General features: G+C 46.5%; 27 protein-coding genes and 1 pseudogene. 4 read left to right on the forward strand and 24 right to left on the reverse strand.

What is annotated here, in order from left to right; genetic code table 11:
• Positions 1–26 precede the first annotated feature (26 nt).
• A complete protein-coding gene (locus NYE43_RS20725) occupies positions 27–1,454 on the forward strand; it encodes an amino acid permease (protein WP_341062588.1) in 1,428 nt (475 codons plus the stop codon).
• Positions 1,455–1,496: 42 nt separating this feature from the next.
• Here the strand turns inward: NYE43_RS20725 and NYE43_RS20730 are convergent, their stop codons facing one another.
• The 18 genes and pseudogenes from NYE43_RS20730 to NYE43_RS20815 form a co-directional block, all read right to left on the reverse strand.
• Positions 1,497–2,798, reverse strand: a complete 1,302-nt coding sequence (locus NYE43_RS20730; RefSeq protein ID WP_010332494.1) for a pyrimidine-nucleoside phosphorylase — start codon at positions 2,796–2,798, stop codon at positions 1,497–1,499.
• Between the two features lie 28 nt (positions 2,799–2,826).
• Positions 2,827–4,008 (reverse strand): nucleoside permease NupC, encoded by a 1,182-nt coding sequence (nupC, locus tag NYE43_RS20735; protein ID WP_024123414.1) that lies wholly within the window; start codon positions 4,006–4,008, stop codon positions 2,827–2,829.
• A 92-nt stretch (positions 4,009–4,100) separates the two neighbouring features.
• Positions 4,101–4,772: a deoxyribose-phosphate aldolase gene (gene deoC / locus NYE43_RS20740; protein ID WP_024123415.1), complete on the reverse strand. Its 672-nt coding sequence runs from the start codon at positions 4,770–4,772 to the stop codon at positions 4,101–4,103.
• Positions 4,773–4,877: 105 nt separating this feature from the next.
• Positions 4,878–5,819 carry a DNA-binding transcriptional repressor DeoR gene (gene deoR / locus NYE43_RS20745; protein ID WP_024123417.1) on the reverse strand — a complete coding sequence of 314 codons (942 nt, stop codon included), beginning with the start codon at positions 5,817–5,819 and terminating at the stop codon, positions 4,878–4,880.
• 132 nt (positions 5,820–5,951) lie between these two features.
• The gene (locus NYE43_RS20750) at positions 5,952–6,782 is read right to left on the reverse strand and encodes a DUF1206 domain-containing protein (protein WP_268496388.1); all 831 of its coding nucleotides are present in this window, start codon (positions 6,780–6,782) and stop codon (positions 5,952–5,954) included.
• A gap of 64 nt (positions 6,783–6,846) precedes the next feature.
• Entirely contained in the window at positions 6,847–7,956 is a 1,110-nt protein-coding gene (eutH, locus tag NYE43_RS20755; protein WP_339234977.1) for an ethanolamine utilization protein EutH, read from the reverse strand.
• Positions 7,957–8,028: 72 nt separating this feature from the next.
• Positions 8,029–9,375, reverse strand: a complete 1,347-nt coding sequence (locus NYE43_RS20760; RefSeq protein WP_339234980.1) for an MmgE/PrpD family protein — start codon at positions 9,373–9,375, stop codon at positions 8,029–8,031.
• A complete protein-coding gene (locus tag NYE43_RS20765) occupies positions 9,372–10,514 on the reverse strand; it encodes a M20 peptidase aminoacylase family protein (protein WP_341062590.1) in 1,143 nt (380 codons plus the stop codon). The genes NYE43_RS20760 and NYE43_RS20765 overlap by 4 nt, the downstream gene beginning before the upstream one ends.
• 15 nt (positions 10,515–10,529) lie before the next feature.
• Entirely contained in the window at positions 10,530–11,279 is a 750-nt protein-coding gene (locus NYE43_RS20770) for an amino acid ABC transporter ATP-binding protein (RefSeq protein ID WP_105954550.1), read from the reverse strand.
• Between the two features lie 12 nt (positions 11,280–11,291).
• Entirely contained in the window at positions 11,292–11,966 is a 675-nt protein-coding gene (locus NYE43_RS20775) for an amino acid ABC transporter permease (RefSeq protein WP_095712645.1), read from the reverse strand.
• 22 nt (positions 11,967–11,988) lie between these two features.
• Entirely contained in the window at positions 11,989–12,783 is a 795-nt protein-coding gene (locus NYE43_RS20780) for an amino acid ABC transporter substrate-binding protein (RefSeq protein ID WP_095712644.1), read from the reverse strand.
• A gap of 23 nt (positions 12,784–12,806) precedes the next feature.
• Complete coding sequence (locus NYE43_RS20785; RefSeq protein ID WP_095712643.1) at positions 12,807–13,304, reverse strand: GNAT family N-acetyltransferase; 498 nt, start codon at positions 13,302–13,304, stop codon at positions 12,807–12,809.
• 13 nt (positions 13,305–13,317) lie between these two features.
• Entirely contained in the window at positions 13,318–14,643 is a 1,326-nt protein-coding gene (locus NYE43_RS20790; protein WP_024123426.1) for an LLM class flavin-dependent oxidoreductase, read from the reverse strand.
• Positions 14,644–14,830: 187 nt separating this feature from the next.
• Positions 14,831–15,111 (reverse strand): annotated as a pseudogene (locus NYE43_RS20795) (hypothetical protein).
• Entirely contained in the window at positions 15,047–16,033 is a 987-nt protein-coding gene (gene yxeI, locus NYE43_RS20800; RefSeq protein WP_326208656.1) for a penicillin V amidase, read from the reverse strand. Before yxeI ends, NYE43_RS20795 begins: the two are co-directional and overlap by 65 nt.
• Positions 16,034–16,183: 150 nt before the next feature.
• Entirely contained in the window at positions 16,184–16,996 is an 813-nt protein-coding gene (gene yidA / locus NYE43_RS20805) for a sugar-phosphatase (RefSeq protein ID WP_341062594.1), read from the reverse strand.
• 39 nt (positions 16,997–17,035) lie between these two features.
• Positions 17,036–17,596: a hypothetical protein gene (locus NYE43_RS20810; protein ID WP_101859701.1), complete on the reverse strand. Its 561-nt coding sequence runs from the start codon at positions 17,594–17,596 to the stop codon at positions 17,036–17,038.
• On the reverse strand, positions 17,586–18,008 hold the full coding sequence (locus tag NYE43_RS20815; RefSeq protein ID WP_103672013.1) for a DUF3255 family protein: 423 nt from the start codon (positions 18,006–18,008) through the stop codon (positions 17,586–17,588). The genes NYE43_RS20810 and NYE43_RS20815 overlap by 11 nt, the downstream gene beginning before the upstream one ends.
• Positions 18,009–18,112: 104 nt before the next feature.
• On the opposite strand from NYE43_RS20815, the gene cotNE reads away from it, so the two are divergent.
• Positions 18,113–18,478 carry an inner spore coat protein CotNE gene (gene cotNE, locus NYE43_RS20820; protein WP_103672014.1) on the forward strand — a complete coding sequence of 122 codons (366 nt, stop codon included), beginning with the start codon at positions 18,113–18,115 and terminating at the stop codon, positions 18,476–18,478.
• A 246-nt stretch (positions 18,479–18,724) separates the two neighbouring features.
• Positions 18,725–19,078, forward strand: coding sequence for a hypothetical protein (locus NYE43_RS20825; protein WP_106019829.1), 354 nt, complete (start codon positions 18,725–18,727; stop codon positions 19,076–19,078).
• A gap of 43 nt (positions 19,079–19,121) precedes the next feature.
• Here the strand turns inward: NYE43_RS20825 and NYE43_RS20830 are convergent, their stop codons facing one another.
• Entirely contained in the window at positions 19,122–19,520 is a 399-nt protein-coding gene (locus NYE43_RS20830; RefSeq protein ID WP_024123433.1) for a hypothetical protein, read from the reverse strand.
• 174 nt (positions 19,521–19,694) lie between these two features.
• On the opposite strand from NYE43_RS20830, the gene NYE43_RS20835 reads away from it, so the two are divergent.
• Entirely contained in the window at positions 19,695–20,660 is a 966-nt protein-coding gene (locus NYE43_RS20835; RefSeq protein WP_341062597.1) for an iron-hydroxamate ABC transporter substrate-binding protein, read from the forward strand.
• Between the two features lie 41 nt (positions 20,661–20,701).
• Here NYE43_RS20835 and NYE43_RS20840 read toward each other — a convergent pair whose 3' ends face one another.
• From NYE43_RS20840 to yxdJ, 5 genes are all read right to left on the reverse strand, one after another.
• Positions 20,702–21,049: a YxeA family protein gene (locus NYE43_RS20840; RefSeq protein ID WP_101859698.1), complete on the reverse strand. Its 348-nt coding sequence runs from the start codon at positions 21,047–21,049 to the stop codon at positions 20,702–20,704.
• Between the two features lie 13 nt (positions 21,050–21,062).
• On the reverse strand, positions 21,063–22,931 hold the full coding sequence (yxdM, locus tag NYE43_RS20845) for an ABC transporter permease YxdM (RefSeq protein WP_341062599.1): 1,869 nt from the start codon (positions 22,929–22,931) through the stop codon (positions 21,063–21,065).
• Positions 22,906–23,679 carry an ABC transporter ATP-binding protein YxdL gene (gene yxdL, locus NYE43_RS20850; protein WP_101859696.1) on the reverse strand — a complete coding sequence of 258 codons (774 nt, stop codon included), beginning with the start codon at positions 23,677–23,679 and terminating at the stop codon, positions 22,906–22,908. The genes yxdM and yxdL overlap by 26 nt, the downstream gene beginning before the upstream one ends.
• Positions 23,680–23,822: 143 nt before the next feature.
• Positions 23,823–24,800 (reverse strand): two-component system sensor histidine kinase YxdK, encoded by a 978-nt coding sequence (gene yxdK / locus NYE43_RS20855; RefSeq protein ID WP_185848425.1) that lies wholly within the window; start codon positions 24,798–24,800, stop codon positions 23,823–23,825.
• Positions 24,797–25,486, reverse strand: a complete 690-nt coding sequence (gene yxdJ, locus NYE43_RS20860) for a two-component system response regulator YxdJ (protein ID WP_024123439.1) — start codon at positions 25,484–25,486, stop codon at positions 24,797–24,799. Before yxdJ ends, yxdK begins: the two co-directional genes overlap by 4 nt.
• Positions 25,487–25,525: the final 39 nt, after the last annotated feature.

Below are 25,525 nucleotides of genomic sequence, written 5' to 3' on the forward strand. Positions count from 1 at the left end.
ACGGCAGCTAAAAGGAGGACGAAACGGTGGGTCTTCAAGAGAAAAGCGGCCATCAGCTAAAACGGACAATGAAAAGCAGGCACTTATTTATGATTTCATTGGGAGGCGTCATAGGAACAGGGCTTTTCCTCAGTACGGGCTATACGCTCAGCCAAGCCGGTCCCGGCGGTACGATACTCGCTTATTTAATCGGCGGATTGATGATGTACCTCATCATGCAATGTCTTGGTGAATTGTCGGTCGCCATGCCGGTGACCGGTTCCTTTCAAAAATACGCCACAACATTCATCGGGCCATCTACCGGTTTTATGGTCGGCATCATGTACTGGGTGAATTGGGTGGTGACGGTAGGTTCAGAGTTTACCGCATCCGGTATTCTCATGCAGCGCTGGTTTCCTGACAGCAGCGTATGGATGTGGAGTGCGATTTTTGCAGCTCTCCTTTTCGTATGCAACGCATTTTCAGTCAAATTATTTGCGGAAACTGAATTTTGGTTTTCGAGCGTGAAGATTGTCACCATCATTTTATTTATCATTTTAGGAGGCGCCGCCATGTTTGGCTTGATCTCTTTAAACGGGACGGCTGATGCCCCTATGTTTTCAAATTTCACAGGTCATGGAGGATTGTTTCCGAACGGCTTTCTCGCTGTATTTATCGCCATGATATCTGTGAGTTTTGCCTTTTCCGGAACAGAATTAATCGGCGTCACAGCAGGAGAATCCGCAAATCCTCAAAAGGATATTCCGCGTTCCATCCGTAATGTCGCATGGCGGACAGTCATTTTTTTCATCGGTGCCGTCTTCGTATTATCCGGACTGATTTCATGGAAAGAAGCAGGAGTAATCGAAAGCCCCTTTGTAGCAGTATTTGCAGAAATCGGAATCCCGTACGCCGCCGATATTATGAATTTTGTTATATTAACAGCCTTGCTGTCCGTTGCCAATTCAGGCCTATATGCCTCAACCCGTATGCTGTGGTCGTTAGCAAATGAAAACATGATCAGCTCTCGTTTTAAAAAAGTCACATCTAAAGGCATTCCACTAAATGCTTTAATCATCAGTATGGCTGTATCTTGTTTATCTCTCGTTTCCAGTATTGTGGCGCCTGGAACTGTTTATGTGGTGATGGTAGCGATTGCTGGATTTGCAGGGGTCGTGGTCTGGATGAGCATTGCGCTGTCTCAACTCTTGTTCCGAAAGAGATTTCTTAAAAAAGGGGGGAATGTAAAAGATCTGACATTTCGCACACCGCTTTATCCTCTTATGCCTATAGCCGCTCTTTTATTATGTTCAGCTTCTTGTATCGGTCTCGCTTTTGATCCCAATCAAAGAATCGCTCTCTTCTGCGGAATCCCTTGTATCATCCTATGCTATCTCATCTTCTATTTCAGAAGAAATCTTACGAAAGCAAAAAAAATCGGACAAGAGGAATATCCGATTGATCACATCCTGTAATCAAAACAGCACACCCCACTCAGGATGGGATGTGCTTTATTTTTATTCTGTAATTAACGTATGAATCAGCTTCGGCGCCTTCGCCTCCGCTGCGATACGGATATTGTCATATACTTTCGCGATGACTTCATCGACATTTTCCCGGTTGGCATAGAGCGTAACGAGAGGTTCGCCTTTTTCTACCTTGTCGCCGACCTTTTTGCGGAGCATGATGCCGACGGCTAAATCAATTTCGTCTTCTTTTGTGGCGCGTCCGGCTCCTAACAGCATGGCAGCAACGCCGATTTCGTCCGCTACGATTTCGGAGACCACACCCGCTTCTTTTGCTGGCACATCAATGTGATAAGCCGCTTGCGGAAGCTTAGACGGATCGTCAACAATCGAGCTGTCACCGCCTTGATTTTTTAAGAAATCTTTGAATTTCTCTAGCGCTTTTCCGTTTTTCATGACCTCTTCAAGCTTCGCTCTTGCTTCGTCTAATGTACCTGCTTTTTTCGCAAGCACGACCATTTGGCTGCCGAGTGTTAAGACTAGCTCGTGCAGGTCTTCAGGGCCTTCGCCTTTGAGCGTGTCTATCGCTTCTTTCACTTCAAGCGCATTTCCGATCGCAAAGCCGAGCGGCTGGGACATGTCGGAAATGACAGCCATCGTTTGGCGGCCGACTTTGTTGCCGATTCGTACCATTGCTTTCGCGAGTTCAGCCGCATCTTCCTCTGTTTTCATGAAGGCGCCCGCTCCCGTTTTTACGTCAAGCACGATCGCGTCCGCTCCGGCAGCGATTTTTTTGCTCATAATGGAGCTAGCGATAAGCGGGATGGAATTCACCGTACCCGTTACATCACGCAGGGCGTACAGTTTTTTATCCGCCGGCGTTAAGTTGCCGCTTTGGCCAATGACGGCAACCTTGTCGCGGTTCACAAGCTTAATAAATTCGTCCTTAGACAGTTCCACGTGAAACCCGTCGATCGCCTCTAATTTATCAATTGTTCCGCCCGTATGACCGAGGCCGCGGCCGGACATTTTGGCAACCGGCACATCAAGAGCCGCGACAAGCGGTGCGAGGACGAGTGTTGTCGTGTCGCCGACGCCGCCGGTTGAATGTTTATCCACTTTAATTCCCTCGATGGCAGAAAGATCAATCGTTTCACCGGAGTTCACCATAGCCATTGTTAAGTCCGCCCGTTCACGATCACTCATATCCTGAAAATAAATCGCCATGGCAAGCGCGCTTGCCTGATAATCAGGAATGCTGCCGTCCGTATAGCCGTTTACGAAAAACTGGATTTCTTCTGTGGTGAGTTCTTTTCCGTTTTGTTTTTTGATGATAATATCTACCATTCTCATTTTAGTCACCGATCCTTTTCGATTATGTTCAGTAAATCAGACCTACAACTGCCGCTGTTAAAAAGCTGACAAGCGTAGCACCGTATAATAATTTCAGACCGAAACGAGCAACAACGTTTCCTTGCTTTTCATTCAGACCCTTTACAGCACCGGCAATGATACCGATGGAAGAGAAGTTCGCGAACGATACGAGGAATACTGATACAATCGCTGTTGTGCGGCCGCTGAAGTGAAAACCGTTTTGCGAGAGAGACGTCATGGCGACAAATTCGTTTGATACCATTTTTGTTGCCATAATGCTTCCGGCGTTAACAGCTTCATTCCATGGAATACCGACAAGAAAAGCGAATGGAGCAAACACATATCCAAGCAGGTCTTGGAAGGAAATACCGAGTACAGCGTTAAAAATACCATTGATCAAAGCAATAATCGCGACAAATCCGATCAGCATCGCTGCGACAACAACCGCTACTTTGAAACCATCTAAGATGTATTCTCCGAGCACTTCGAAGAAGGATTGTTTTTCTTCATTTTCTACACGGAGCATATCCTCATCTTTTGCGACCTCGTAAGGATTAATAATAGAGGCAATGATAAAACCGCCAAATAAGTTCAATACAAGAGCCGTTACGACGTATTCAGGCTTCAGCATCGTCATGTAAGCGCCGACGATTGACATGGATACGGTTGACATCGCAGAAGCGCAAAGCGTATACAACCGCTGCTGTGACAGTAAACCGAGTTCTTTCTTTAAGGAGATAAATACTTCTGATTGCCCTAAAATCGCAGATGCAACAGCATTGTACGACTCCAGTCTTCCCATCCCGTTAACCTTGCTGAGGGCAAGGCCGATGTATTTAATAATAAACGGGAGGATCTTCCATTTTTGCAGAATCCCGATGAGTGCTGAAATAAATACAATCGGCAAGAGAACGTTCATAAAGAATGTCGATTGATCCGCATTCACCAAACCGCCAAACACAAAGTTGATTCCTTCTGCCGCATAGCCAAGCAGGTAGCTGAATCCTTGTGCAAATCCTCCTACGAGAAAATTCCCGATCCCCGTATTGAGGAGAATGTAACCGAGAATAAACTGCAAAATGAGCATGACAATAATTGGGCGGATCTTAATTCTTTTTTTGCCGCTGCTCGCGATCCACGCAAGGCCTAAAAACACGATTAAACCGATAATCCCAATCAAATACTTCATATGTGTTTCTCCTTTATTTGTATTCGCTTACATTATTATTTCCCCGGAAAGAAAAGAAGGGCACGGAAAGCGAAGTGCCTTCCGTCTGCTTCTTAATAATCGTCTCCGCCGGCTCCGTTCTCTCCTTTTACAATGGAAACACCTGCGCTTGCGCCAATGCGGCTTGCACCTGCTTCGATCATCGTGTCTACATCTTCTTTCGTTCTGATACCCCCGGATGCTTTTACGCCGATATCAGGGCCTACTGTTTTGCGCATTAAAGCGATATCTTCCTTCGTTGCGCCGCCTGTTGAGAAGCCTGTTGAGGTTTTCACGAAATCCGCTCCCGCAGAAACCGCTAAACGGCATGCACGCTCTTTTTCTTCATCTGTCAGCAGGCATGTTTCAATAATAACTTTGACAAGCGCTTTTCCGGCTGCAGCTTCCACCACACCTCGGATATCCGCTTCCACCACGTCGTCTTCTTTGTCTTTCAAAGCAGCGATGTTAATGACCATGTCCACTTCAGTGGCGCCTTTTGAAATCGCATCCTTCGTTTCGAACGCTTTTGTTTCTGTTGTGTTGGCGCCGAGCGGGAAGCCGATGACTGTACATACGTCAACTCCTGTTCCCTCAAGCTCTTTTGCAGCCAGCTGCACCCATGTCGGGTTTACACATACAGAAGCGAATTTGTATGTTTTCGCTTCTTCTATTAATTTCAGAATATCCGCTTTTTGTGTATGCGGTTTCAAAGCTGTATGATCAATTTTATTGGCTAATGTCATCCTTCGCACACTTCCTTTTTTGTTAAGATATTTTTTAGCATACCCGACTTTTGAACATATGTAAATTGGTAATTGAAATTTTGTTCAGCGAACGGTCTGAAGGTGTCACAAATCATTAACAAGTGCCCTTGCGGTATGCTGGTCAATGATTAACACATTGGCATATTTTCCTGTTAACGCACCATGGATGGAGGACACTTTTCGGCTTCCGCCGGCCACTAATATAGAGCGTTCCTTCAGCCTCAGATCCTCAAGCTCGACGCCGATGGTCCGGTCATTGATGGCGGTGCTGCAAATCTTCCCTTCCTCGTCAAAGAAACGCGAACAGATATCTCCGACAGCCTGATGTTTCAGCAACGCTTTCTCTTCTTCGTTAAAATAGCCGAGCCGGAATAACAGCGCTTCGTCACGGACTGTTCCCACCGTGAAAAGAGCGATATTCGCCTGCTTGCCCATCTCAATGATCCGCTCGATATGACGGTCTTTCTCCACCATTTTCTTCACATCCGCATTATCAAACACGACGGGAAGCGGAAGATAGCGCGGCATCGTTTGAAAAGCCTCTGCAAACAGCTGAATCGTTTCAGCTGAATAGGTGTTTACCCGGGAATGGCTGATGCCGCCTTTCAGCTGGACGACCTCTACGCCTTTTACCTGCTTTGGCTGCATGTTTTGCGCGATCTGATACATGGTGGTTCCCCAGCTGACGCCGACGATGTCGCCGTCTTTTACCGTTTCATGCATATATTCTGCACCGTAACGGCTCAAGCCATGTGTGATTGCTGCATAGTCCGGTGTCGGAGAAAACACAACGTGCGCTTCGAGAAGCCCGTATTTCTCTTCCAGCATGGAACCGAGCGCATCTAAATCCTCAAAAGGGTCCATCACGCGAATTTGGACAAATCCTTTTTCTTTTGCGTATTGCAGCAATCGGGAAACGGTCGGCCTAGAAATGCTGAGCTGCTCTGCGATTTGCTGCTGACTGTAGTCAGACTGATAATAAAGCCTTGCCGCTTCTATGCTTAATTGTTGTTTTTCCCGATCCATTCCGCACCTCCCTTGGATCAGTTCATGGTGAACCTGCTTTTGATTTGCTTTTATTATACAGGCTGGCAACAGCTTTCATCCACCTGATTTGCAAGAAACTGAAAAACGCTCTGGCACAGATCTGCCCAGAGCTTATTTTTCCCACTTCATATATTGATAAATGCCTTTCATGATGGCGTATATTCCATATAACACAAGCCCGCACGCCAAAAAGATCAGAATCACTCTGCCATGCGGCTGCTGCGCGAGCTCGGCGAGCGCCCCGTCAAAGCCTCTTGTGTCGTCCGGATCAGAGGTGAGAGCGGTTTTTATGAGAAAGAAACCGATGGCTGAGAAAATAATGGCACGGGCGATGTTGCCTGCGCGTCCTGTGTTTTTTGCAATACATATCATTTCTTTGCTCATTTTTGACGTATCGAATTCTCTCATAAAAGAAACCCGAATACCTTTCATGAATTGAACCATCGCAAATAGGATAAAGCCCGCTCCTGTGAGTCCCGTCAGCCACTGGCCAAACGGCTGCGCCAATACATAAGCGGACCACGTCTGTTCTGAAGTGCTGCCGCTTCCATGATCAAAGACAAACCGAAGAGCATTCCAGGCAATCGATGCGTATACGGCGGCGCTGAATAAATTTCCTGTTCTTCGCGACAGGCCCCGTCTTCCCGTGCCATGGCCCTCTGTATCCTTAATCGCACTCAGCACCATCCATATGACATACCCGATGAGTCCAATCCCGATGAAGAAAAGCAGAATCGATCCGTATGGCATGCGTGATAAGGTTTGGAGCGCTCCGCTTGAATCCTTTGCCCCGCTGCCAGCTCCGGCAGCCGTCATCAATGCCAGAATGCCGAGCAAGATAAAAACGCCGCCGAATGTAAAATAACCAAGCCTTCCGAATCGCTGTATCCAAGGCTTGGTTTCCTGTTTTATTTTAGAGATGCACTGGTCCTTCGCATCCATGTGCCCAACCCTCTTTCCGGAAACGTTACTGTATCATTTCCCGAATGAGGAGAATTGAAACAGACTATCCTTCAAGAGAATCGTGTCTTTGCTTTTTGGCCGTATAGGCGGGTGTCGTCCACGCAGCTGCCGCGACAGCCGTAATGCCGCCAGCTAATTTCCCGACGATCATGGCCGCTGCCATTTCTTTCTTCATTCCCGTCACAAAGCCGAGATGGCTGCCGAGCACAAAGGCTGCGCTGACCGCAAACGCGACATTGATAACCTTTCCTCTCGGCGTCATGTCTTTTAATAAGGCGAGCATGGGGATAAGATGTGCCAAAGAAGCAACCATTCCCGCTGTCGCTGCCTGATCTAAGTGTAACAGCCTGCCTAATGTATGGAGCGGCTTCTCAAAAGCTTTTGTGATAAAAGCTGTCAGCGGAAAAGCGCCCGCCAATACAACCGCGATGGTGCCTACGGTTTGTATGCCTGTTTCCATCTTTTCGAGGCCAGGTATTAATACAATGCCTGTCATTGTTTCAATTGAGACAGCAACAAGCCCAATGATCGCAACAATACTGACAGCCTTCCCGAAAACGTGAAATACGCGGATTGTCTTGTCGGTGCAGCGCCAAAGTCCAAAAGCGATAACCGCAGAAAAAAGACTTGGAATCAGAATGTTTTTCAGGATCAATCCCATCTCAAATCCCGCAGCTAACCCGCCTGCGAAGCATCCGATCGGCACAGTGCACAGTCCGATTAAAATGCCTTTTGCAAAATACGGGTGATCCTGCTTTTCAATTATGCCAAGAGCGACGGGAATGGTGAATACGATCGCCGGCCCCATCATCGTCCCCAGAAATACCCATGAAAACAAGCCTGCGTCCGGATCTTTCGCCATTTCTTCTGCCAGCGCATAGCCTCCCATATCAATGGCCAAAATGGTGTTGGCAAAGGAGGAAGGGTCTGCACCAATGGCGGCATAGACCGGAGACACGACGGGTATCAGTATTGCCGCAAGCACTGGCGCCAGCGACACAATCCCGACCATTGACAGCGCAAGCGGCCCCATGGCCTTAAAGCCACCCGCAAACCGCTCGCCAAGCCCCCACCTGTTTCCCAAGCAATAATCGGCTGCTCCCACTAATAAAAAGACTGCCAGAATACATACAACCGCATCATTCACCGTCATGGCCTTTCTCCTTTTTCAAACGTATGATTTGGCTTTATCATATCATCTGAAGGAGGGGATGAAAGGCGGATTCTAATCTAAATGCGATATAAATTCTTTCATGTCAGCGCACTCAATGGCCTCTATGATCTGCGATGCTTTTTGCACATCACTTGGCAGCGCTGATTTTAATTTTTCTTTTACATCTTCTTCAGACAGACCGTTTCCGGGAGCTCCCTTCGGGCAGTCCACCCGCGCTTCACATATGCGTCCATCTGATAAAAACGCCCGAACAATGGTGAAACGGCCTTTCGGAACCGCTTGAGAGGCTGGCTGAATGCGATTGTCATACACACGCTGAATATGACGCATTGCGGCCTGCATATGATTTGGTATTGGCTCGCTGTTGAAATGTTCAGCAATCAGCTTCTGTCCGTGCAGGGCAAGGGCAATGACATATTCAACGCTGAAGCGGCCTTCCTCTCCTGTTTTTGGTGATCTTGCCGTTAATGCAGCATCTCCGCCAGGCGGAAAAACGACTTCAATCCGTTCTGTATTGTCAGCAGAAATGGCTTCCTGAGAGATAAGCTCGCGAATGGCATCTGCCGCGTGGTGCGCCGCAGAACAAAATGGATAGATTTTAAACCATAAACCTGGCTTCACGATTCTCCATGGTTTGCCCCAATGGCTTAACAGCGTGGTTTGAGCCTTATCTAAATCACCGTATAGGCTGAAGAAACCTTTTTCTCCATCCAGTGCCGTACGAGAGCCTCCAACATCAGATTGGGCCAGCTTAACAGCAAGCAAGCCTGATTGAGCTGCCAGCCCTGCGTGCAGCGGTTTCATTTCTGTGCCGAATTGCACCCTCATTCCGGCAGACTGCGTTGCGGCAAAACCGATTGCTTTTTCCATTTCTTCTTGAGTGAGTTCCTCCGCGTACCCTGCAGCACAGGCGGCGGCTATGGCCCCGAGCGTTCCCGTATTGTGCCAGCCTTTTTCATAGTGCGGGCTGCCAATCGACTCCCCAAGCCTTGCCATTACTTCCACACCGACAATATAAGCGCCAAGAAGCCGCTCGTCACTTTCTCGAGCGGCAGCTGAAGCAATGAGTGCCGGCAAAATAACTGCACTCGGATGTCCCCTTACATCGGAATGGACATCATCGAAATCCAGCGCATGGGCGATAAATCCATTGAGCAGCGCAGATTGTAATGGCGCTGCCTTTTTCCCTTGTCCGATAATAGGGACAAGGGGCGTGCCGCCTTCCTCTTCGATCAGATGCAAAAGCTTTTGAATGCCGTTTTCTTCTTTTCCGGCAAATGATGCGGCTGTAAAATCGAGCAATCCCTTTTTGGCTTCACGCATCGCGTCAGTGGCGTTCTCAGGCTGTGATAATCTTACGGCCTCAGCAAGACCTGCTGTCAGTTCTGTTTGGATCATTTGATTGCCCCCAGTACAATAACAGCCAGCTCAGCAAAGTAGCTGGATGCAACTTGCAGTGCGTCTTCATCCAATGTAAACGCCGGGTGATGCCACTCCTCTGTACCGTTCGTTCCCATCCACACAAAAAATCCCGGGATCTTCTCTTGATACAGAGCGAAGTCTTCTCCGCCCGGAGATTGCTCCGCATGAACCGTTTGATAGCCAAGCCGGGCCGCAGCTTCTGACGCCGCGTTCAAAAACGTGCCGACATTCTGAACGGACGGCAAATAAGGAAACCACCGGAATTCGGCCTGTGCCCCGTAGCCCGCGGCGATTCCTTCAGCCACTCGTTTCATATGCTCCGGAACGGCCTTTCTCGCTTCTTTTTGGAAGGTGCGAACGGTGCCCTCCATTTCAGCCTGGTCCGGAATCACGTTCCATGAACTGCCTGCCTGTAATCTTGTGATACTGACGACCGCGTTTTGCAGTGAGCTGATGTTGCGGCTGACCACAGATTGCAGACCGCTGACCATTTGGCCTGCCGCTGCTATGGGATCAATGCTGTTATTGGGAATGCCGGCGTGTCCGCCTTTTCCTTTCACAACAATCTCAAACCGGTCAACGCTTGCCATGAGCGGACCTTCCTTTATCCCAATGGTGCCGACAGGCAAATCAGGCTTATTGTGCATGCCAAAAATGGCAGAAACATCATCCAGCACGCCTGCTTCTATGACTTTCCTTGCTCCTGCGGCGATTTCTTCCGCTGGCTGAAAGATAAAGCGGACCGTGCCTTTCAGCTCGTCTCTTCTTTTATTCAGCAAAATGGCCGTGCCGATAATGGAAGCTGTATGAAAGTCATGCCCGCACGCATGCATCGCGCCGTCAATCTTAGAGGCAAACGGCAGGTTCGTTTGTTCTTGGATCGGGAGCGCATCAATGTCCGCTCGTATCGCGATCACAGGTCCGTCTGACTGCCCTTTGATTTCCGCAATTACACCTGTTTCTAATTGAGGAACCTCAAGAATCTCTATATGTTCTTCCTCGAGCCAGCGGCGGATTTTTTTTGTCGTTTCAAACTCTTCAAATGAAAGTTCAGGGTGTGCATGAAGGTCACGCCGCATATTGATTAAACGTGTATGAAACGTTTCTTCGGCCATTCTTCTTCTTCCCTTCTATATAAGCTCTGCAGGCTCTCCCACCTGCTTGATAAATCGTTTCGTCCGTTCGTTTTTCGGATGGTCAAACAGTTCTTCAGGCGTTCCCTGCTCGATAATATGGCCGTCTGCCATAAAAATCACTTTATCGGCAACCTCTCTTGCAAATGCCATTTCGTGGGTGACGATGATCATTGTTGTTTGTTTTTCCGCAATCGATTTGATGACCTGAAGCACACCCGCCACGAGCTCTGGGTCAAGCGCCGAAGTCGGTTCATCCAGCAAAATCGCATGCGGATTGACCGCAAGTGCCCGCGCGATGCCGATTCGCTGCTGCTGGCCGCCGGACATTGTGATCGGGTAGCTGTCAGCTTTATGCTCTAAACCAACCTGCCTCAGAATCTCCATCCCAATGCGGTTCGCTTCATCTCGTGATTTTCTTTGAGCCGTGATTAAAGCCTCAGTAATGTTTTGCAGGGCGGTTTTATTTTTGAACAGATTGTAATTTTGGAAGACCATGGCCGTTTGCTGACGGAGCTGGTACGCTTCCTTGCGTGTAAACTTTTCCGCGTTCAGTTTGGCTTCTCCAATTTCAATGATGCCTTGATTGGGGCGCTCCAATAGATTCAAGCACCGAAGAAGCGTTGATTTTCCGGAACCGGACGGACCGATGATCGCCACCACTTCTCCGCGTTTTACTTCAAGGTCGATTCCGTCCAGCACGACCAGATCTTTAAACGCTTTGCGAATATTTTTTACTTTTATCAACTGATTTCACCTCTAAGTCCGGTATGGCTTGCTCATGGCGCGTTCAAACAAGTCCTGCAGGATGCTGTAAATGATTGTAAGAACCCAGTAGACAATCGCAACCGCCAAATAGGTTTCAAAATACTTCAGATTTCCTGATGCATACATCTTACCTTGCGCAAACATCTCCATGACACCCAAAGTAAATGCCAATGAGGTTTCTTTTAGGAGGCCGATAAATGTATTACCCGTTGCCGGTATCGCATTCCTGACTGCTTGCGGAAGGATAATTCGTCTGTAAGCCTGAAGTTTCGTCATACCGACAGACAGGCACGCCTCCAGCTGCCCTTCATCAACAGAGTTAAGGGCGGCGCGGAAGATTTCTGCCAAATAGGCGGCGTTTTTTAAACTTAAACCGATAATGGCAGCTGTGAGAGCTGTCATCTTGCTCATCTCCGGAAACAGCTGCGGCAGCCCGTAATAAATTAAGAACAGCTGCACAAGTGTCGGCACGCCCCGGAAAAATGAGATATACAGCTTTGACAGCTGATGAAGCACTGGAATTTTGTTTTTTGTAATGAGTGCGAGAATAAGTCCTCCGATAATCGCAAAAATCATAGCTGCTATAGCCATAAACAATGTAATCGGAAGGGCCTGAATTAAAGTCGGGAATGCAGAGATCATGAATTCCCAATCAATCGTATTCATTCTGGTGGTTCACCGCCGTTTCTTAATGCTTCTGTTCTGCTGTGATATCTTCGTTAAAATATTTTTCTGAAAGCTTTTTAAGCGTTCCGTCTTTGCGCAGTTCATCGAGCGCTTTATTGACTTTTTTACGGGTCTTGTCGTGCGCGTCATCCTTGGCAAATGGGAATGCGACTTGTTCGTACACAATTGGATCTCCGGCAAGCTTCAACGGCAAGCCTGTTTTCTTAATTTGCGCGATCAGCACACTTCGGCTGTTTACGTAAGCGTCCACACGTCCGTATGCGACATCCTTCAGCGTGCCTTCTTGTGTTTCGTATGTTTTGATATTGATTTTTTTGTCAGGATCTTTGCTTTCAAGATTTTTCGCGTGATTTGAACCTAAAACAGCAGCTACTGTCTTTCCTTTTAAATCGTCTGCTGATTTGATGTCGTTGTTGTCTTTTTTGACGACAATCTGTGTTCCTGCATAAGAGTACGGTTCTGTGAAGTTGTACATTTCCTTGCGTTCATCTGTCACCGCTACCTGATTGGAAATGGTGTCAAGCTTGCCTGTTTGAAGCTCTCCCATCAGACCGCTGAATTCGAGCAGCTTCCAGTCCAGTTTCATGCCGATTTTCTTTGCAACAGCTTCCATTACTTCTACATCAAAACCTGTCAGCTTTCCGTCTTCTTTATAAGCGAACGGGTAGCTCTGTCCGGTCGCACCCACATGAAGTACGTTGTCATCCTCTTTACTGCTGCTGTTTCCATTGCCGCAAGCTGATAGCACGGCTAATAACGCAGCAACTAACAGCACAGTCCATTTTTTCATTTTCATTTGATTTTCCCGCCTTTTATCTTTTATAGGTCATGTCGCAGTTGTTTTTTCATATAGACTGTCATATGTCCTTTGCCCAGATCCTTCTCGCCTGCTCGGACATATCCTTTTCTTTCATACATCTCGATCAGCCACGGGTGCTTATCCGCTGTTCCTAGAGATACAAACGGAACCTTTAACGTATCGCGCAGGATGGTCTGCTCAAGCCATTGAAGCAGCTTTGTCCCGACTCCCTTTTGCCCGGTTTCAGGATCAACAGCGAACCACCAGATATGAGGAACGCCATATGGTCCAGGCTGCTGTCCCCAAGGCATTCGTAAGGAGATGGTCGCGATGATCCGCCCGTCTTCTTCCATGACGTAACAGGCGTTTTTTCGGATATTGTTTAAGACCAGATCCAGATCCGCTTGGGCCGCGGCAAAACGAATGCCGAGCTTTCGAATCGGTTCGTAGGCGCGCCATGTCAGCTCGAGAAGCTGTTCGGCATCACGTTCAGCTGCGAGGCGATATTGCGTCTTCATCGAGCGTTCCTCCTTACTTCGCATAACGGTTTACCGGTTTTTCTAAACCAAAATGCTCTCTCAATGTTGTGCCTTCATATTCGTTTCTGAACACGCCGCGCTCCTGTAAAATCGGAACCACTTTGTCAACGAACAGTTCAATTCCTTCCGGAAGGAGCGGAGGCATGATATTAAATCCGTCACAAGCTTTATGATCCACCCATTCCTGCATCTTGTCGGCAAGCTGTTCCGGCGTTCCGACAAAAATGTGATGGCCTCTGGAGCCTGCAACGTATTTGTAAAGCTCACGTATTGTCATATTGTCTCGTTCAGCCATTTCTTGAACAAGCTTAAATCGACTCTTCACCGCGTTTGATGCATCCGCGTCAAGCTTTGGCAGCGGCCCGTCAAGCGGATATGCAGACAAATCAATTCCGCCTAAATAATTCTGAAGGATTTGCAGACCGACAGATGGAATGATTAAATCTTGAAGCTCTTGATATTTAGCCCGCGCCTCTTCTTCAGTGTCTGCGATGACCGGAAAAATGCCCGGCATGATCGCGATCTTCTCAGGATCGCGGCCAAACTCGGCTGCCTGCTTTTTAATTGATTGATAAAATTCCTGTGCCGATTCTAAATGGTTTTGCGCCGTAAAAATCACTTCAGCCGTTTTGGCAGCCAGCGCTTTCCCATCCCCTGATGAGCCCGCCTGAATAATGACCGGCTGGCCCTGCGGCGTTCTTGAAACGTTCAGAGGCCCGCGGACTGAGAAATAATCTCCTTTGTGGTTGAGCTCGTGCATTTTTTCTTTATCGAAGAATTCACCTGTTTCTTTATTGCGGATAAAGGCGTCCTCTTCCCATGAATCCCAAAGCCCCTTTACGGCCTCGACAAATTCTTCTGCCCGCTGATAGCGCAAGTGGTGTTCGAGATGCTTTTCCCCGCTGAAATTCAGCGCTGTTGACTCAATGGATGAGGTCACGACATTCCATCCGGCACGGCCGTTGGACAGGTGATCCAGTGAGGCGAACTGTCTGGCAATGTGAAACGGCTCGCTATAAGTAGTAGAAGCTGTCGCTGTCAGGCCAATTCTTGAAGTCACCTGCGCCAAAGCTGAAAGCAAAGTAAATGGCTCAAACCTTGTAAGCACATTCGGATGCGATTTGCTGTCGATTGACAGGCTGTCTGCTAAAAACAGCATATCCAGCTTGCCCCGCTCCGCTGTTCTCGCCAGCTCTTTAAAATAATCCAAGTTCATACTCGCATCCGCAGGCGCGTCCGGATGCCGCCAAGACGCAACATGATGTCCGGTCCCCGCAAGAAAAACTCCTAATTTGATTTGCTTCTTTTTGCTTGTCATGACGTTACTCCTTTTATAATGTTTTTTAGGCTGAAAAGTCCGAAAAATAAACTCCTATATTCCTAGTCGTTTAATATGAATAAATCAAAATGTACATTTGTATTGCGAGTTTGTCAATGAGTTGAGATTAATTTTTTCTATTTAAGCTGAAAAGACCCTTGCGTAACCATAATGGAACGGCATTGGTTCATTCAACTAGTGCAATAACCTCTATATCGGCAAGAAAACTGAGTCTGATGAAGCAAAGACTCAGTTTTTATTCAAAAAATGGATATACGATTTCGCCATTTCCTTGCCTTTGCTTTCGCTTTTAGCAAACTGCCTATCCACTCAGACGCCGTAACGATCGTATAAAAAAACAGCTGACTCCGGATTCAAACCGGAATCAGCTGATTGATGTGAATTAATTAAGCTCGTGAATACTTTCTTCTGCTTTAGCGGAAAACACTTTAGGCTCCAAACAGTCAAGGTCTTCATGAAATAAATTTACTTTTTGGATTTGCCGATTGTCATAGTGGTGGAAATAGTAGTTTCCCGTGTCGTTACACATCACGGAAGTATATTGCGTATAATGAATTTCGTCTTTTTCCGTTATCACTGCGCCCTTGGGTATCGTCATATTTGCCAAAATTTGAAGAGCGGCTGTTACACCTTTCATTTCATCGGCCGCCGGCTCTAGGTGTTCTTTCAAATACACAGCTCTGACAAACCGGGAGGGCGGTGTATAATCCCCCGGCAGGCCTACAGTTCCTAAGCCTTGGCCAAAAGCGGAAAGGGCTAATCCGCCCATCTCTTTGCTCTCTAATTGCTTCGGTCTGATTCCTGTATATTGCTGCAGATTGGTTACATGCCATATAAAGTCGGGGCTGTTCGTCATGACACCAGGCTGATTGTCATAGACTTTGAGGCCATCTGCTCTCGGTTCTATCGTCAGGCTGCGTCCCGTCCGGTCTGACAATATCCAGTGAAGCGGTAAAACCGTATCCAATAGATCTAATTTTTTCTCTACAATCGTTAAAGATCGAATCTTTTCTTTCACGTCATCCAAAGACTTACAGACTGACAGCGCCCATGTCACAAACTCATGCGGGGCAATGTGTACGGTGTCTTCCCGTATCGTTTTTTCGTACTCCGCATAGCCCGGAAAATAAAGTGCAGCACACGATAAACCGTTTTCATTAACGCCGTCTGCAAATAAAATATTTCCAAGTTTTCTCCCCATACCGATAAAAGCGTACTGTGTCTGATGGGCCTTTCCGTCAGCTTCACTACTCCAACTGTAACGGCGCGGATAGAGAATCACCTCTGTCCCCAGCTGAAATGCAAAATCCATTGTTCTCGCTAATACATGTTTACGGTCAGCAGTTTCCAATGTAAGACTTGTGCACATCTGATCAGTCCCCTTTTCAATTCAGATTAATATCATACATATTGTGAACGAATTGGTTTTATCAGCATAACGAAAGTCAAATCGATTCGTCAAAGCATTGACATTATATCAATAAAACGAAAAAATCCAGCCTTTAAAAGGCTGGATTTTTTATTTAGCCAAAACAAGCTCGTGAATCGCATGCGCAACGCCATGTTCATTATTGGAGCGCGTTTGAAAGTTTGCGGCCTCAAGCACTTCCGGAATGGCGTTTGCCATGGCAACACCGCAGCCGGCCCATTCGATCATTGTCAGATCGTTGCCGTTGTCGCCTATGCTCATGACTTCAGCCTGCTCGATTCCGAGCAGATTCGCCAGCTGACGCACTGCGTTTCCTTTGCTTGCTTCCGGATGCAGAATTTCGTAAAAGAAAGGAGCGCTTCTGACCATCGTATACTTTTCTCTCACGTCTTTCGGTATCGATGTAATGGCGCGGCTTAAGTGCTCTGGTTTATCAATAAACATCACCTTCGGAATGAGAATGTCTTTAGGCATCTCCTCAATCTTGCGGTAATGAAGCGGCACCTGTGTCACGTACGACTCATATACGGTAAATTCGCTGATATCACGGTTAGGCGTATACAGGTTGGCTGAGTCGAAGAAGTGCATCGGTGTCTTCAGCTCTAAGCTCAGATCATATAATGATGCCAAATCATCATATCCTAGAGACAATTCCGTCACCACTTCTTTTGTATGCGTATTTTGAACAAGCGCCCCATTATAGGCAATGACGTAGTCGCCTTCCTCAATTAAATTGAGTTCATCTAAGTATCTCCGAACACCTCCGATAGGCCGGCCGGTGCAAAGGACAATTTTTACCCCTTCCGCTTTTGCGGCATGCAGTGCGTCGCGGACCTCCCCCGTCACTTCATGATGATCATTTAAAAGTGTTCCGTCCATATCAATTGCTATTAATTTGTACATCCTGCATCTCCTTCGTGTCGTTTTCAGGCTATAGTCCCATCATATCGTTTTTTCTTTTTGATATTCAACTGAAAGCGATGATTTTCTCCTGTTTCTGTTTAGACGTCTGCCTTGTCTCCGTATCCGCGTGCGCGGCTTTCGCTTTGGTTCTGCACCCTTTTCGCCGCTTTCTGCTTGTTTCTGTTTCATCAGCAGGAAGCCGGCAGCTAAAAATGGAATACCCGTGATATTTAAGATTGCAAGCTTCACACCCGCCGCCGTCAAAAAATATGCCCATGAAGATGAAGGATTCCGTCTGATCATCACATAAGCAGCCATTTCCAGAACAATCATGACCGCATGAAGCACTAAACAATAGATAAGCAATGCAATCACAAAAAACAGAACATAATTCACCATGGCGCCCGAGTACATCATAGAACGCAGCATTTGCATAAACGATAACGACTGCATTGTTCCGTTTATGACATTCGGATTGTAGATCGTATAGTCACTAAATACATGTTTGATTTTGAGAAAAGCCCATAATACCAACAACCACTGAATGATATGTAAAATAAGGCCTGTTAACACCAGTCTTTCCGCTTTTTTATTTCTCATGTTTCTCCTCCTTGCCGGCCTTTGGCTCGATTCTTGTCATCGTTTTTTCCTGACCATTTTGCTCCCATATCAACGTCCCGTCTTTCCCTCTTTTCAGTTTGCTTTTGAGCGGATAATAGGAGCCAAGGTACTGGATCTCAATGGAACCGTCAGCGCTTTGAGATATCACCTTGTATTCCATAAAGGGCAACTGCACCTCTCCTCTCCCGTCAATCACCTCCGTCTCCAGCACCTTGTCTTTGGTAAATGTGACCGTTGCTGATTTCACGCCATCCATGGGACCGGGGATAATGCCCTCATCCCAAGTTCCGTAATAAAACGGCGTCTCGTCTTTTGGCTTTTGGCAGCCCGAAATGATGAGACATACAGCAGACAGAAACACAATAACAGGTCCTTTTCTGCTCAGCGTCATCACCGTCCTTTCTTACTTTTTTAGGCGAATGCCGTGGCACTGTGCCAATGACTACATAGATTATAAGGAATTCACCCACATTTCTTTTTAAGGAGATTGATTACATGAACCCTTATCAATATTACAGCCCGCAGCTCCCTCAGCAGGAACCCTACTATAGCCAATATGAATACAATCCATATCCGCAGCAGGATGTATACCAGCCATACCAGACGGACAGACAGCCGGCATTGGAAAGAAGAGTCGCTGCTCTTGAACGGCAAAACGAACAGCAGACAAGAGAATTAACCCGTCTGTCGAATGAGGATCGCCGTCAAAACCGGGAAATTGCAAGATTGGCCGATCAGGTCAATCAGCTAAGCCAGACTGTTGAACGCCATACACGCCGCTTAAACCGTCTCAATCAGCGCCTCCGCGCCGTAGAAAACAGATTAAACATCCCATTTACTGCGGGCGAAGGCGGTTTCTGAAGCAAGAAAAGAAAAAAGCGGAATACGATTCTCCAGATTTCGGAGTTTCGTTTTCCGCTATTCTTATGTGCAGAGCGGGACATTTACATAAAAAGGGTTTTTACAAGTATACAATCTTTGCCGATTTCATTCAAAGATAGAGGGGGTAAGGAAAATAATTGTAGTTCCCCTTTTGCAGAATTTCTTTTGGTTAGGGTCGCATGATAATACCGACAAATGTCAATTGAACATACGGAGGGGTCATTTATGCACAATACGCAACACAGCCTGCAGCAGCTGAACCAGTGCCGCCAGACAGCTCAGCAGCTTATTCAGCAAACACAGCAAAGCAGCAACCAATATCGTCAAATGCTTCATCAGGAGCAGCAAAACATTCAAATGCTGCAACAGATTCTAAACCACGAACAACAAGCTGCACATACCATTCAGCAAGCGCTGCACGGACACGACATGGCCATTCAAAAGTGCCAGCAGGTTGTCAACATGTGCAACCAAATGCAACAAGAAATCACTGGACAATCAAGCGTGATGAATACGAATGTGTCTACACTTCCATTCGGCCAAAACACACCATTCCAGCAGCATTCCTATCAGCAGTAGCATATAAAAAGCTCAACACAATGTTTAGTGTTGAGCTTTTTTCTTACCGTTCTTTGCGAATATGTATATCTTGAATAGACTGTTTCGGCGCATGAAATCTGCTCTCGGCTTCACTTCTTGCCTCAGCAAAGGCCCGTGCCTCCACATTGTCTTTGTAGACATCCAGCTGAATCAGATACAGCGGACGCACTTTAAAACCGTGAATAATCGTCACAGCCCACAACGGGAGCACAATAAGCAATCCGGGCGGATCAGGCAGCACGAAAGCAAACGCAAATACGAAAAAATAAATGATTCCGTACATGATCCACTTTTTATTTCTAACCTTGATGCCAATAAATAAAAAGGCAAAAAAACTGGTAATGGCAAAAGGCATGAAAATAAACAGCATCCACCAGCTATGAAGCCATTCCCATGCGGCACCTCTTTTTGTGATTTCCATATTTTCCTCCTCCTATTTACCTATAATAATCGATTAAGAATACCGCGTCACTTGTATAACAAAAACTTTCTCCTATTAAAATAGTGATAGACGGGGCACAGGTTTCTTGCTATATTATTAATTGATAATGATAATCATTACTAATGGATCAAAATACATATTGGAGGGTTCTTGATGAAAAAGAACACATTGCTCGTGGGCATGCTGGTGCTGCTCCTCATGTTTGTCAGTGCTTGCAGCGGCACGGCTTCGAAAGGAAGCTCAGGTGATTCAGCTTCCGAAAAGACAGAAATTAGAACATACAAATCAACAAAAGGGAACGTCAACATTCCTGCACATCCGAAACGCATCGTCACTGATTTTTATGCCGGGGAATTGCTGTCTGTCGGGGCAAATGTGGTCGGCTCGGGCTCATGGTCATTTGATAATCCATTTTTAAAATCAAAGCTGAAAGATGTAAAGGATGTCGGTGATCCGATCAGCGTTGAGAAAGTCATGGAGCTTCAGCCTGACTTAATTGTTGTCATGAATGAAGAGAATGTCGATAAATTAAAGAAAATCGCTCCAACCGTTGTCGTTCCTTATAACACCGCGAAAAACGTCGAAGATACCGTTGCAATGTTCGGAGATATTGCGGGTGCCAAGGATAAAGCAAAAGCATTTATGGCTGACTTTAACAAAAAAGCGGAAGCAGCCAAAAAGAAAATAGCCGGCGTCATCGACAAAGATGCGACCTTCGGCATTTATGAAAACACGGACAAGGGCGAATTCTGGGTCTTCAATGACAATGGCGGACGTGGCGGCCAAGCTGTATACAATGCGCTTGGGTTAAAAGCGCCTGAAAAAATTGAACAAGATGTCATCAAAAAAGGAGAGATGAAACAGCTCTCTCAAGAGGTCATTCCTGAGTATGCCGCAGATTATATGTTCATTACGGACTACAATCCGAAAGGCGAAAGCAAAACACTCGACAAGCTGGAGGACTCCTCCATTTGGAAAAACCTAGACGCTGTGAAACATAATCGCGTGTTTATCAATGACTTTGACACGTTCTACCCGTACGATCCGATTTCTGTCAGCAAACAGGTGGATATCATCACCGACATGCTGATCAAACGGGCCGAAGAAAATAAAAAATAAAGAAAATGGCACAGTTATGACACTGTGCCGTTTTTTATGATTCACTTTAATGCTGACTGTACGGAGTGCGGCATATCTTCAAACCTGACTTCTTCCCAAGTCTCGACATACTTTCCTTTTGCCTTCACCTTCAAATACGCGTTCTTCCGAAGGTCTTTACCGGCGAAAAAGGTCACTTCTTCTTTTTTTCCGGATGCATGATATCCGTCTAATGTATACTCAGTACCGCCTGGGCTAAGATGTTTGCCATCTCGATCAATCTGCACATAGACATCTTGCTGGTGAATAAACGGATTAAATCTGTCTGTAACATCGTTATGAAAAAAGAGAAGCCCGCATACTACGGCAGCAGCCGCCAAGACGGCCAGGATTGCCATTGCTTTTTTCATCTTTGCACTCCCCTTACTTGTTCATTTTTTTCAAATAGCTTGACCGCACCGCGAGGAAGAACAGAAGCTGAAAAAGGAAAAACCCTCCGATGGTGAGACTGAGCGGTCCCGCTACAACGGAATAGCCATCCACGGCCAATGTTCTCAAGGCAAACAGCGTATGCATGACAGCAATGACAAATGGAAAGAAAAAGAGAATCGCCAATTGTATCGTCACGCTTTGTGACATCTCACGCTCACTCAAACCGATTTTGGCCAGCGAACGGTAACGCTCCCGATCTTCTTCTAAATCGGTGAACAGCCTGAAATATAAGAAACTTGCTGCCGCGATAAAGAAGACGATCGCGATAAACAGGCCGATGAATAAACTTAAGCTCGGCAGCTGCACCGTATCATAGTAAGTTCCGGCTTTTGCCATAAAATCAGAATGCACGTCGATATAATTGCCGTAAATCTCATTTTTCAAGGATTGGCTGAACCCAAGACTGTCTTTCCAATGATCATACCTGTAGCCGTATAATGTCGCTTTATCACCGAGTGATTTGAGCTGATCAAAGGTTTTATCGTTCACCGCGATGATGGCATTTAATGAAATCAGCGGTTTTTTGACTTCTTTTACCGACAGTTTTTGGTCAGACGGCTTGCCTTTTTGGTTCAGCAGCTTCAGCTGATCCGGCGCTTCGTTTTTGAAATTGCGGTCATACGTGCCCGGTAAAAAGACAGCCTCATCATTTTTCAGGCCGTTCAGCTTGACATGGAAGTATTTTGATACATCCGATTCGCTGATCATGTAAACAGGGGGAACAGTTTCTCCTTCCTGATAGCGAACATAAGAAACATCTATTTCGTCTTTCTTATACGTAAAGCCGTGTGTTTTCAGTTCATGGTCAATTTTTTTCAAATGAGTCTGTTCTTTTGGATTGCCGCTGTAAGATATATACTCCATCTCATAAGCGGACTCTTCCGCCCCGACGGTCGATTTGTACATCACGAGCACGCCCGTAGCCGTAAACGCAACCGCGGAAATCATGCTGACAATAAAGAACAGGCGGGCGTTGTCTTTTAAACGATAGACAAGGTCAGAAACCCAAATGATATTTTTCCCGCGCAGATAAAAGGTTTTCCACTTCTTCAGCGCGCGCAGAATCCAGATGCTGCTTTGGCTGAAAAAGAAATACGTTCCGATGACGGTGAGCAGTAAAATGATAAACGGTTCGGTCCCGTGGACATTGCCTTTAAGGACCATGCCGTACCCGCCGCACAGACAGGCGATGCCGAATAAGGACAGTAGCACGGACGGCTTTGGCTCCGGCTTAATCTTGTCAGTGCCCTTTATTAATTTGATAACCGTATTTGATCTGACAAAAAGGATCGTAAACTGCGATAAAAGGAAAAATAAGAGCAGAAATCCGCCAGCCGTAATACCGAGCGCTTTCCAAGGCATATACAAAGGCAGCGCGTCCATTTCTAAAATATAAGCGCCGACCGTAAAGAACGTCTTTGAAAAAATGAATCCTCCGATAATGCCGGCTGCAATTGACATGACGCCGATGATCACATTTTCCGCAGTAATGAGCTTTCTTAGCTGCCCCGGCGTGATGCCCTGCATGAGCAGGATGCCGAATTCTTTATTTCTCGATTTCAAAAATGCATTAACCGAATACAGAACAAATAAGAAAGAAAAAACAAAGATCATCCATTCCGCGGCGGTTAATCCTTTTTTGGCGATATTATTCAGGTAGCCTTCCTTTAATGCCGGATGAAACAGGAACATCGCAAAGGTAAAGAAAATCAAAACGGAAAAGGCGCTGCTTAAAAAGAATGCAAGATAGGCCCTTTTGTTTCTGGTGACGTTTTTATAAGCGAACTGAAGAAAGGTCATTTGCGTTTCCCCCCAGCATAGACAGCACATCAAGAATTTGTTCATAAAATACTTGGCGGTTTTCCCCGCGGTAAATCTCATTAAACAGTTCGCCGTCTTTTATAAAGATGACGCGGCGGCAGTAGCTTGCCGCAACAGGATCGTGGGTCACCATCAAAGCCGTGACATGATCATCCTGATTCAGGCTCTGCATCGTTTCCATGACGTCTTTTGACGCTTTGGAATCAAGGTTTCCCGTCGGTTCATCGGCCAGGATGAGTGACGGCTTATGAATGACCGCTCTTGCGATGGCGGCCCGCTGGCGCTGGCCTCCGGACACTTCAAACGTCCGTTTGTTGAGCAGGTCTTCGATTCCAAGCTTTTCCGCGATGCCTTGCAGTTTTTCTTCCATTACAGACGGCGCTTCTTTTTCAAGCGTTAATGGCAGCATAATATTTTCACCGATCGTCAGCGTGTCCAGAAGGTTGAAATCCTGAAACACAAATCCGAGCTGCTTTCGGCGGAAATGAGCGAGCTTTGTCCGCTTCAGGCGATGCGGGTTTTCTCCGTGAATCAGGATATCGCCTGAATCCGGACGGTCGATCGTTGAAATGATATTCAAAAGGGTTGTTTTTCCGGAGCCGGACGGTCCCATCACCGCCGTGAACTCGCCTTCTTCTATAGAAAATGAAATTTGCTTTAAGGCTTGATAGGACACTTGTCCTTTATAGGTTTTATTTATATGTTTGACTTCAAGCATATTCGCCATGAAAATCCTCCTTATGGTTTTATTCTTGTTGGTCTGGGCTGCTTTCATGTAGTGCCGGGGCATTTAACATAAAAATCCCCTTGACGTAAATCCATGTTATCAAGGGGAAACAAAACGAGCTATGTTGTTTTCTTAACGCAGCCTTACATTTTTGTAAGAAATGAAAATCGAACCGATGTCCCTTTACCGGGAGACGAGCTGATGTCCACTGTATGATTGAGCTTGTCCGTAATTTCTTTGACGAGATGGAGGCCGATTCCAGTAGATTCTTGGAAACGCCGTCCGTTTTCACCGGTATAATAAGGGTCAAACACCCGCTTGATGTCTTGGGAGGGAATGCCGACACCGTAATCTTTGACTTCAAGCACCGTCCTGTCTTCATCGCGGGAGACATTCAGCTCAATTCTGTCACTCTTGCCCGCTGAATACTTGACCGCATTTGTGACCACTTGGCCGATCGCAAATTTGAGCCATTTTGCATCGGTGTAAATCTTATGATCATCGCAAATGTTCATTTTCGGATAAACGCGGTATTGAATAAAAAATCGTTTATAGCTTTGAATGACTGATTGGAGAAGCTCGGACAGGGAAACCGCTTCGATTTTAAAATCCCGTTCAAACAGGTCGAGCCTTGAAGAATAAAGAAGCGTCTCCAGCCCGAATTCAATCTGTCGGACTTCTTTTTTGATTTGTTCAAAAACGGGCTCATCCTCTTCCTGAATGATTAAATTAATGACCGACAGCGGCGTCTTTACTTGGTGCACCCATTGATTCATATACGTCACGCGCGCGTCAAGCTTGGCTTCGGTCTCATGGAGCTTCTGGTGCTGCAGCCGGATCAGCTCCATCTGCTTTTCATACAGCTCTGAACAAAACACTGAAGAACCGAGATACGGGATGTCCGTCCCTTCCTGTCCCGAGCTGAGCCAATGATACACGCCGCGGTCTTTGTACCAGCGATAGGCAAGATAACCCGCCAAAATAAGAAGCTGCACGCCCAATATGTAAAACAAGTGAGAAAAAGAATGAAGACCCGCAAACCAGTAATAAAAGAAGACAAACAGCCCTTGAAGGAGAAAAAGCAGAATCAGCACTGTATGAGACCGGAGAAACAGCTTCATGACTGCGCCCTCAGCTGGTAGCCTTCGCCCCGCACCGATTCAATCGAAACAGGCGCATTCAGCTCCCGCAGTTTTTTTCTGAGCCGCGTGATATACACGTTAAGTGTATTATCATCGACGAAAATGTCGGTGTCCCACGTTTTTTCCATGAGCCTGTCTCTTCCCGTCACCTTTTCTCCCCGCTCCAGCAGCACTTCCAAAAGCTTACTTTCTTTTTTAGAAAGCTCGCTTTTTTCGTCATGAAAGCGCAGTTCAAACCGTTCCACAAAGAGCTGCACGCCGGCATATTCAACCACTTTCTCCCCCTGTTTTGCGGCGTACTCTCCGTATGCCCTGCGGATCTGGCTTTTGATTTTCGCCAGCACAATATCGTAGGAAAACGGTTTTTCGATATAATCGTCTCCGCCGTTTTCAATCGCCATCACCTGATCCATTTCCCCGTTTCTGGCTGAAATGAAAATGATCGGGCTTGTGGAGTGCTGGCGGATCTGGCGGCACCAATAATAGCCGTCATAGGACGGCAGGTTGATATCAAGCAGCACCACATCAGGCTTTTCTCGCAAAAAGACATCAAGAACAGCCGTGAAATCCGCGGCGACCACGGTTTGGTATCCGTATTTTTCAAGATAATTCTGCAATAGTCCGCGAATGTCTTCACTGTCTTCTACAATCATGATTTTATTCAAACTGAACCACTCCCGTTTCTTACACTGCTGCCATCATCA

Origin of the sequence: Bacillus sp. FSL R5-0434 (assembly GCF_038004745.1) — a bacterium.
GTDB classification, from domain to species: Bacteria; Bacillota; Bacilli; order Bacillales; family Bacillaceae; genus Bacillus; species Bacillus halotolerans.

What these genes read in the sequence shown, in the direction of transcription:
- yxeI (WP_326208656.1), bottom strand. Translation starts at nt 16,033, where the DNA reads ATGTGCACAAGTCTTACATTGGAAACTGCTGACCGTAAACATGTATTA.
- yidA (WP_341062594.1), bottom strand. Translation starts at nt 16,996, where the DNA reads ATGTACAAATTAATAGCAATTGATATGGACGGAACACTTTTAAATGAT.
- NYE43_RS20775 (WP_095712645.1), bottom strand. Translation starts at nt 11,966, where the DNA reads ATGAATACGATTGATTGGGAATTCATGATCTCTGCATTCCCGACTTTA.
- NYE43_RS20765 (WP_341062590.1), bottom strand. Translation starts at nt 10,514, where the DNA reads ATGGCCGAAGAAACGTTTCATACACGTTTAATCAATATGCGGCGTGAC.
- eutH (WP_339234977.1), bottom strand. Translation starts at nt 7,956, where the DNA reads ATGACGGTGAATGATGCGGTTGTATGTATTCTGGCAGTCTTTTTATTA.
- NYE43_RS20750 (WP_268496388.1), bottom strand. Translation starts at nt 6,782, where the DNA reads ATGGATGCGAAGGACCAGTGCATCTCTAAAATAAAACAGGAAACCAAG.
- deoR (WP_024123417.1), bottom strand. Translation starts at nt 5,819, where the DNA reads ATGGATCGGGAAAAACAACAATTAAGCATAGAAGCGGCAAGGCTTTAT.
- NYE43_RS20785 (WP_095712643.1), bottom strand. Translation starts at nt 13,304, where the DNA reads ATGAAGACGCAATATCGCCTCGCAGCTGAACGTGATGCCGAACAGCTT.
- NYE43_RS20830 (WP_024123433.1), bottom strand. Translation starts at nt 19,520, where the DNA reads ATGGAAATCACAAAAAGAGGTGCCGCATGGGAATGGCTTCATAGCTGG.
- NYE43_RS20825 (WP_106019829.1), top strand. Translation starts at nt 18,725, where the DNA reads ATGCACAATACGCAACACAGCCTGCAGCAGCTGAACCAGTGCCGCCAG.
- NYE43_RS20790 (WP_024123426.1), bottom strand. Translation starts at nt 14,643, where the DNA reads ATGACAAGCAAAAAGAAGCAAATCAAATTAGGAGTTTTTCTTGCGGGG.
- NYE43_RS20780 (WP_095712644.1), bottom strand. Translation starts at nt 12,783, where the DNA reads ATGAAAATGAAAAAATGGACTGTGCTGTTAGTTGCTGCGTTATTAGCC.
- NYE43_RS20835 (WP_341062597.1), top strand. Translation starts at nt 19,695, where the DNA reads ATGAAAAAGAACACATTGCTCGTGGGCATGCTGGTGCTGCTCCTCATG.
- yxdM (WP_341062599.1), bottom strand. Translation starts at nt 22,931, where the DNA reads ATGACCTTTCTTCAGTTCGCTTATAAAAACGTCACCAGAAACAAAAGG.
- deoC (WP_024123415.1), bottom strand. Translation starts at nt 4,772, where the DNA reads ATGACATTAGCCAATAAAATTGATCATACAGCTTTGAAACCGCATACA.
- yxdL (WP_101859696.1), bottom strand. Translation starts at nt 23,679, where the DNA reads ATGGCGAATATGCTTGAAGTCAAACATATAAATAAAACCTATAAAGGA.
- yxdK (WP_185848425.1), bottom strand. Translation starts at nt 24,800, where the DNA reads ATGAAGCTGTTTCTCCGGTCTCATACAGTGCTGATTCTGCTTTTTCTC.
- NYE43_RS20840 (WP_101859698.1), bottom strand. Translation starts at nt 21,049, where the DNA reads ATGAAAAAAGCAATGGCAATCCTGGCCGTCTTGGCGGCTGCTGCCGTA.
- NYE43_RS20815 (WP_103672013.1), bottom strand. Translation starts at nt 18,008, where the DNA reads ATGACGCTGAGCAGAAAAGGACCTGTTATTGTGTTTCTGTCTGCTGTA.
- cotNE (WP_103672014.1), top strand. Translation starts at nt 18,113, where the DNA reads ATGAACCCTTATCAATATTACAGCCCGCAGCTCCCTCAGCAGGAACCC.
- NYE43_RS20730 (WP_010332494.1), bottom strand. Translation starts at nt 2,798, where the DNA reads ATGAGAATGGTAGATATTATCATCAAAAAACAAAACGGAAAAGAACTC.
- nupC (WP_024123414.1), bottom strand. Translation starts at nt 4,008, where the DNA reads ATGAAGTATTTGATTGGGATTATCGGTTTAATCGTGTTTTTAGGCCTT.
- NYE43_RS20810 (WP_101859701.1), bottom strand. Translation starts at nt 17,596, where the DNA reads ATGAGAAATAAAAAAGCGGAAAGACTGGTGTTAACAGGCCTTATTTTA.
- NYE43_RS20760 (WP_339234980.1), bottom strand. Translation starts at nt 9,375, where the DNA reads ATGATCCAAACAGAACTGACAGCAGGTCTTGCTGAGGCCGTAAGATTA.